The organism is Burkholderia sp. HMSC10F09 (assembly GCF_001806955.1).
In the GTDB taxonomy this organism is placed as follows: domain Bacteria; phylum Pseudomonadota; class Gammaproteobacteria; order Burkholderiales; family Burkholderiaceae; genus Burkholderia; species Burkholderia multivorans.
The window spans coordinates 1-5,993 of sequence record NZ_KV786656.1 but is presented as its reverse complement, the minus strand read 5'-3'; the positions used below and the strand labels follow the sequence as shown (position 1 = coordinate 5,993).

Sequence of the window (5,993 nt, the reverse complement as noted above, 5' to 3'; positions counted from 1 at the left end):
GCTCGCGCCCGCCGCCGCAGCGAACGCTCGCCCGCCATCCGGCGCGATATCCCGAGCGCGTCCTGCCGCGTGCGCGCCCGCCGGGAAAACATTGTTCTCCTTCGTCGTAAACGTCTCAAATGCGCAATATTTGCGCGTACCGATCTGGTTTAGAGTGGCCGCGAATCGATGACGATGCGTCGTGCGGCCGCAGCAGCGGACCGTACCGATGCACCAGAGGAGTAGGAGACAAATGGCTGAAGGCAGGATTACGCAAGTCGAGTCGTTCGGTTTCGAGCGCATCCCCGACGCGTCGCGCTACGCGCGGCCGATCGATCTGTTCCGGCTGCTGTTCGGCGGCTGCAATACGTTTTCCACGTCGGTGCTCGGCAGCTTTCCGGTGCTCGTCGGGCTGTCGTTCAAGGCCGGCGTTTGCGCGATCGTGCTCGGCGTGCTCGCCGGCACCTGCATCCTCGCGCCGATGAGCCTGTTCGGGCCGCGCAACGGCACGAGCGACCCGGTATCGTCCGGCGCGCATTTCGGCATCCACGGCCGGATCGTCGGCTCGTTTCTCGCGCTGCTCACGTCGATCGCGTTTTTCTCGCTCGCCGTGTGGAGTTCCGGCGATGCGCTCGTCGGCGGCGCGCACGACATGGTCGGCGTGCCGGTCAACGGCTTCACGCTCGGCGCCGCGTACATGGTGTTCGCCGTGCTCGTGCTGATCGTCTGCATCTACGGATTTCGTTTCATGCTGTGGGTCAACAAGATCGCGGTGTGGGCGGCAAGCATGCTGTTCGTCGCCGGGCTGTTCGCTTTTGCCGGGCTGTTCGACGTGAACTATGCCGGTACGCTGCACGACGGCAGCGCGGGTTTCTGGGCCGCGTTCGTCGGTGCGGTGCTCGTTGCGCTCAGCAATCCGGTGTCGTTCGCGTCGACGCTCGGCGACTGGGCGCGCTACATTCCGCAGCACACGCCGAAGCGTCGCGTGATGGGCGCCGTGTTCGCCGCGCAGATCGCGACGTTCGTGCCGTTCTTTTTCGGCCTCGCGACCGCGACGATCATCGCATCGAAGGCGCCTGCGTTCATCGCGTCGAACGACTATGTCGGCGGCCTGCTTGCGATCTCGCCGCGCTGGTTTCTGCTGCCGATGTGCCTCATCGCGATCATCGGCGGGATGTCGACCGGCACGACGGCGCTGTACGGCACCGGGCTCGACGTGTCGAGCATGTTCCCGCGCTTGCTGACGCGCGTGCGCGCGACGCTGCTGATCGGCACGATCGCGATCGCGTTCATCTTCATCGGCCGCTTCTGGTTCAATCTCGTCGAAAGCGTGTCGACGTTCTCGACGCTGATCTGCACGTTCAGCTGTCCGTGGATGGCGATCATGGTGATCGGCTACGTGACGCGACGCGGCTACTACCTCGCGGACGACCTGCAGGTGTTCAACCGCGGTTTGCGCGGCGGGCATTACTGGTTCGCGCACGGGTGGAATCTGCGCGCGATGGGCGCATGGCTGCCGGCCGCGTTCGTCGGTCTCGCATGCGTGAACCTGCCGGGCCAGTTCGTGGGGCCGCTCGGTCGTCTGGCCGGCGGGCTCGACCTGAGTGTGCCGGTGTCGTTCGTGGTCGGTGCGGCGCTGTATATCGTGCTGCTGACGCTGTATCCGGAGCCGGACGGCGTGTACGGGCCGCAAGGGCGCCGCTTCGTGCGCGGCGGCACGGCGTCCGCGCGCAGGGGCGGCGCGCCGGCGATTCAGCCGAAGGGGTACTGAGCGTCGCGTTCGCCAATGATGCCGCCGCGCGCGTCAGCCCCGATTCGACGCCTTGACCGTCAGCCTGCAGACCGTCGCGAGCGCGAGCAGGTTCGGGTCGCGTTCGCGACGATGGAGGAAACTCAGGCCGATCGTCTGGCGGATCGTGTGCCCGGCGATCGGCACGAGCGTGATCTTGTGCGCGAACAGGTCGCGCACGCGGCCGGGCAGCAGCGAATAGCCGACGCCGCCCGACACGAGGTTGATCAGCGAGAAGATGTCGCCCACCCGCATCGCGATGTTCGGCGTAATGCTGGCGGCGCGGAACGCTTCCGTGAAGCCCTGATGCGTCGCAAAGCCGTCGCCGAGCGATACGAACGGCTCGTCGCGGCAAGCGCCGAGATCGATCGCATCGCAGCGCGCATACGGCGAATCGACCGGCGCGGCAAAGAACATCTCGTCCTCGAACAGGGCGATCGATTCGATTTCCGCGTCGGGCTCGGGCAGTGCCATCAGCGTCGCGTCGATTGCGCCTTGCCTGAGCTTGTCGAGCAGGTCCGCGTTCGAGCCGAGTACAAGCTCGGCTTGCAACTGCGGACGGCGCTCCTTCAGCGCGATCACGACTTCGGGCACGGTGCGGATCGTGAGCGAATAGAGCGAGCCGATCTTCAACTGACCCGCGCCGTAGCCGGCCGCCTCGCGCGTCGCGCGAATCCCGTCGGTCATCGTCTTGATCACTTCGTCGGCGACTTCGGCCAGCACCTGTGCGGCTTCGGTCGGGAGCAGGTTGCGGCCTTCATGACGGAATAGCGCGCAATGCATGCCTTCTTCGAGCGTATGCAGCGCACGGTGCACGCTCACCGTGCTGACGCCCAGCGCTTCGGCCGCTTTCGCGAGACTGCCGGCTTCCATGAACGCGAGTAGCACCTCGAGCTTGCGGAAGGTGATCTCTTCGTTGATGCGATTGCGCATGGTCGGACGGCGGAAGCAGGTCGATCGAAAATTCTGCCCGAGAACCGCGGTCGTCACAATGCGCGAAAAGCCGGGCGAACGGCGCGCAAGCGGGCCGTTCGCGCGAGAGCGGGACGGCGGCCGCGTGAACGCGATCGCGGCTACTTCGTTCGCGGCCGGTGCCGACATTTAATCTGCGGCTAATGCTTCGCCATCCGGCTTAATTGATGCGCATTTGCTGCGTGCCTATCATCGGTTCACGTCGGACCTATACCGGCAGAGGGCGGCTGGATGCCGGCGTGTGTCGCGCCGCGCGGGCCGGCGTACACCAACGGGCAGGCCGCACGCGCCGTGCCGGCGGCATGGCGCGACGCATCGCGCGGCGCGGCCTCATGAGACTGCAGGAGACACGCATGCGCGCTGATTCAGGTCGGAGCACGCGACATCGGCAAGTGGTTGCCGCTGTCATCGGCAATACCCTCGAGTGGTACGACTTCATCGTTTACGGGTTCTTCTCCGCCATCATCGCGAGACTGTTCTTTGCGGCCGACAGCCAGTACGCATCGCTGCTGATGTCGCTCGCGACGTTCGGCGTCGGCTTCTTCATGCGTCCGGTGGGCGGCATCCTGCTCGGGCTCTATGCGGACCGCAAGGGCCGCAAGGCGGCGATGCAGCTGATCATCCTGCTGATGACGCTGTCGATCGCGATGATCACGTTCGCGCCGACGTATGCGGCGATCGGCCCTGCCGCGCCGATCCTGATCGTGATCGCGCGGCTGCTGCAGGGCTTCGCGACCGGCGGCGAATACGCGAGCGCGACGTCGTTCCTCGTCGAAAGTGCGCCCGCGCACCGGCGCGGCCTGTACGGATCGTGGCAGCTGATCGGCCAGTGTCTCGCGGTATTCTCGGGCGCGGCGATCGGCGCGTGGGCGACGCAGTCGCTGTCGGCCGGTGCGCTCGACAGCTGGGGCTGGCGCGTGCCGTTCGCGCTCGGGCTGCTGATCGGGCCGGTCGGCCTGTGGATCCGCCGCCACATGGAAGAGACCGATGCGTTCGTCCAAGCCAGCAAGTCGCCGGCCGAGCCGCCCGCCAGCGTGGCGCGCGTGCTGCGCGACAATCTGCGCGGCGTGCTGGTGTCGATGGGGCAGACGATCACGGGCACGGCCGTGTTCTACGTGATGCTCGTCAATATGCCGACGTTCGTGAACCGGACCTTCGGGCTGCCGCTCGACGAGGTGTTCCAGGCGCAGATGGCGGCGGTCGCGCTGCTGACGCTGACGATCCCGGTGGCGGCGATGGTGTCCGACCGTATCGGCCGCCGGCCGGTGCTGCTCGCCGGCATGCTGGCGCTGCTGACGGTCACCTATCCGCTGTTCTCATGGCTGGCCGCCGCGCCGAGCATCGGCCGGCTGCTCGTGATGCAGCTGGTGATCTGCACGATCATCGGCGTGACCTACGGTCCCGCGCCGACGGCGCTCGCCGAGCAGTTCACGACGCGCATGCGTTCGACCGGTATTGCGCTCGCGTACAACATCGCGGTGATGATCTTCGGCGGCTTCGCGCCGTTCATCGTTACATGGCTGACGCGCGCGAGCGGCTCGCCCGTCGCGCCTGCCTGGTACGTACTGTTCGCGGCGTCGTTCGGGCTGGCCGCGAGCGTGTTCATGCGCGACGGCGCACCGTGCGTGCTCGCGCGGCGGCAGTTTCGCCGTGAGCCGGTGACCAGCGCCGAGTAAAGCGGCTTGGCGCCCGCGCCGGGCGGCTGGCCGCGCGGTCATGGCCTCGGCGCGGGCCGCAGGGCGACTATCGGTATCGGACCGTTCGATGGCTAGCATCGCAGGTGCAGTCTACTGGGGCCGCCGGCCGATCGTGACGCGGCGATTATTCGGACGCGGTTCGGACCACTGGTATGTCCCGGCTCGACTGCACATTGCTCGGCATCTGTCTGCTCGCCATCGCGATGACGGCGATGGGCTTCGGGCTCGTGCACCGTCGATGAGGTCCGCGATATTCAGCGATCGCCGGGTGTTTCCGCACGAGCCCGCGCTGCGTGCGCTCGCGCGGCGGTCGTCGGTGCATCGACATGGTTGCCCATACGACGATCGCGGCGCGCTCCAGATAGCGCGCGACGCGCGAGCACGCGGCGCATCTTGTCGAAATTGCGACCGAATTTCATCTCGACGGCCTCATCCGCCTGTGCTGTGTATACACCGCGTTCCCGGATGCCGTCAGCGAGGAGCGGCAAGGCCGGTGTTCGGCATCGCCGGCTCGGTGACGGCTGTCGCGTCGGTTGTGATGGGCGCGCATGAGCCTGCTGCCGGCGCGCGGCGAAACCGGCCCGTTGCTGACCGGCGGCGCCGGCTTGGTACTCGGCCTCCTGATGACCGTTGCGTACGGGGACGCATAAGGCGGTGCGAGAGCGGTCGCGCTGTCGTGCGCCGGCGCCTGCCGCACGGCTTGGCCCAATCCTGTCGGAGCTTGTCCCGCGGGCCACTGTCGCGCCCGGCCGTGCGGACCGACACTGGCGCCTCGCGGTCGACGCGAGCCCGTTTCCGGTGTGAACGGCTCGCCCGCCGCGCGTGGCGGCGCCGGCAGCGCCGGGCCGCCGCTCCGTACGATGTGCCAACCGAGAGAACGACCATGCAACACCCGACCATCCGTAACCTTGCCGGCGCAACGGCGCCGACGTCGATCGACGCTGCCCGCACCGCGCTGCTGGTGATCGATTTCCAGAACGAATATTTCAGCGGACGCCTGCCCATTCCCGAAGGCTCGCGCGCGCTCGCGAACGCGCAGCGCGTGGTCGCGTTCGCCGATCGGGCCGGGATGCCGGTCTTTCACGTGCAGCACGTCGGTCCGGCCGATGGCCCGCTCTTTGCGGACGGTAGCGACAGTTTTCGCTTCCATGCCGACCTGCAGCCGGCGCCGCATCACGCGGTCGTGAAGAAGACGTCGGTCAGCGTGTTTCCGACGACCGACATCGACGCGCGGCTGAAGGCGGCGGGCATCGACACGCTGATCGTCACCGGACTGATGACGCACGCGTGCGTCGCCGGCGCGACGCGCGATGCAGTGCCGCTCGGTTATTCGGCGATCGTCATCGAAGATGCGTGCGCGACGCGCGACCTCGACATGGCCGACGGCGGTACCGTCGCGCACCGCGACCTTCATCGCGCGACGCTCGCCGCGCTGTCCGATACGTTCGCCGACGTGCTGACGACCGAGCAGCTGCTCGCGCTGCGCGTGGGTTAAGGACCGCGGCGGCCGATTCGGCCGCCGCGGCGGCGTCAGGGCGTCAGGGCGTCAGGGCGTC

At 67.5% G+C, this 5,993-nt stretch carries 5 protein-coding genes; 3 read left to right on the top strand and 2 right to left on the bottom strand.

What is annotated here, in order from left to right:
• Nucleotides 1-232: 232 nt before the first annotated feature.
• Nucleotides 233-1,750 carry a purine-cytosine permease family protein gene (locus HMPREF3115_RS10825; protein ID WP_227747534.1) on the top strand — a complete coding sequence of 506 codons (1,518 nt, stop codon included), beginning with the start codon at nt 233-235 and terminating at the stop codon, nt 1,748-1,750.
• Between the two features lie 33 nt (nt 1,751-1,783).
• On the opposite strand, the gene HMPREF3115_RS10820 is transcribed toward HMPREF3115_RS10825, so the two are convergent.
• Complete coding sequence (locus HMPREF3115_RS10820; protein ID WP_035947627.1) at nt 1,784-2,701, bottom strand: LysR family transcriptional regulator; 918 nt, start codon at nt 2,699-2,701, stop codon at nt 1,784-1,786.
• A 371-nt stretch (nt 2,702-3,072) separates the two neighbouring features.
• On the opposite strand from HMPREF3115_RS10820, the gene HMPREF3115_RS10815 reads away from it, so the two are divergent.
• A complete protein-coding gene (locus HMPREF3115_RS10815) occupies nt 3,073-4,416 on the top strand; it encodes an MFS transporter (RefSeq protein WP_371089403.1) in 1,344 nt (447 codons plus the stop codon).
• Nucleotides 4,417-4,691: 275 nt separating this feature from the next.
• On the opposite strand, the gene HMPREF3115_RS31545 is transcribed toward HMPREF3115_RS10815, so the two are convergent.
• On the bottom strand, nt 4,692-4,925 hold the full coding sequence (locus tag HMPREF3115_RS31545; RefSeq protein ID WP_157765491.1) for a hypothetical protein: 234 nt from the start codon (nt 4,923-4,925) through the stop codon (nt 4,692-4,694).
• Nucleotides 4,926-5,320: 395 nt separating this feature from the next.
• On the opposite strand from HMPREF3115_RS31545, the gene HMPREF3115_RS10810 reads away from it, so the two are divergent.
• Complete coding sequence (locus tag HMPREF3115_RS10810; RefSeq protein ID WP_006403162.1) at nt 5,321-5,932, top strand: cysteine hydrolase family protein; 612 nt, start codon at nt 5,321-5,323, stop codon at nt 5,930-5,932.
• Nucleotides 5,933-5,993 lie beyond the last annotated feature (61 nt).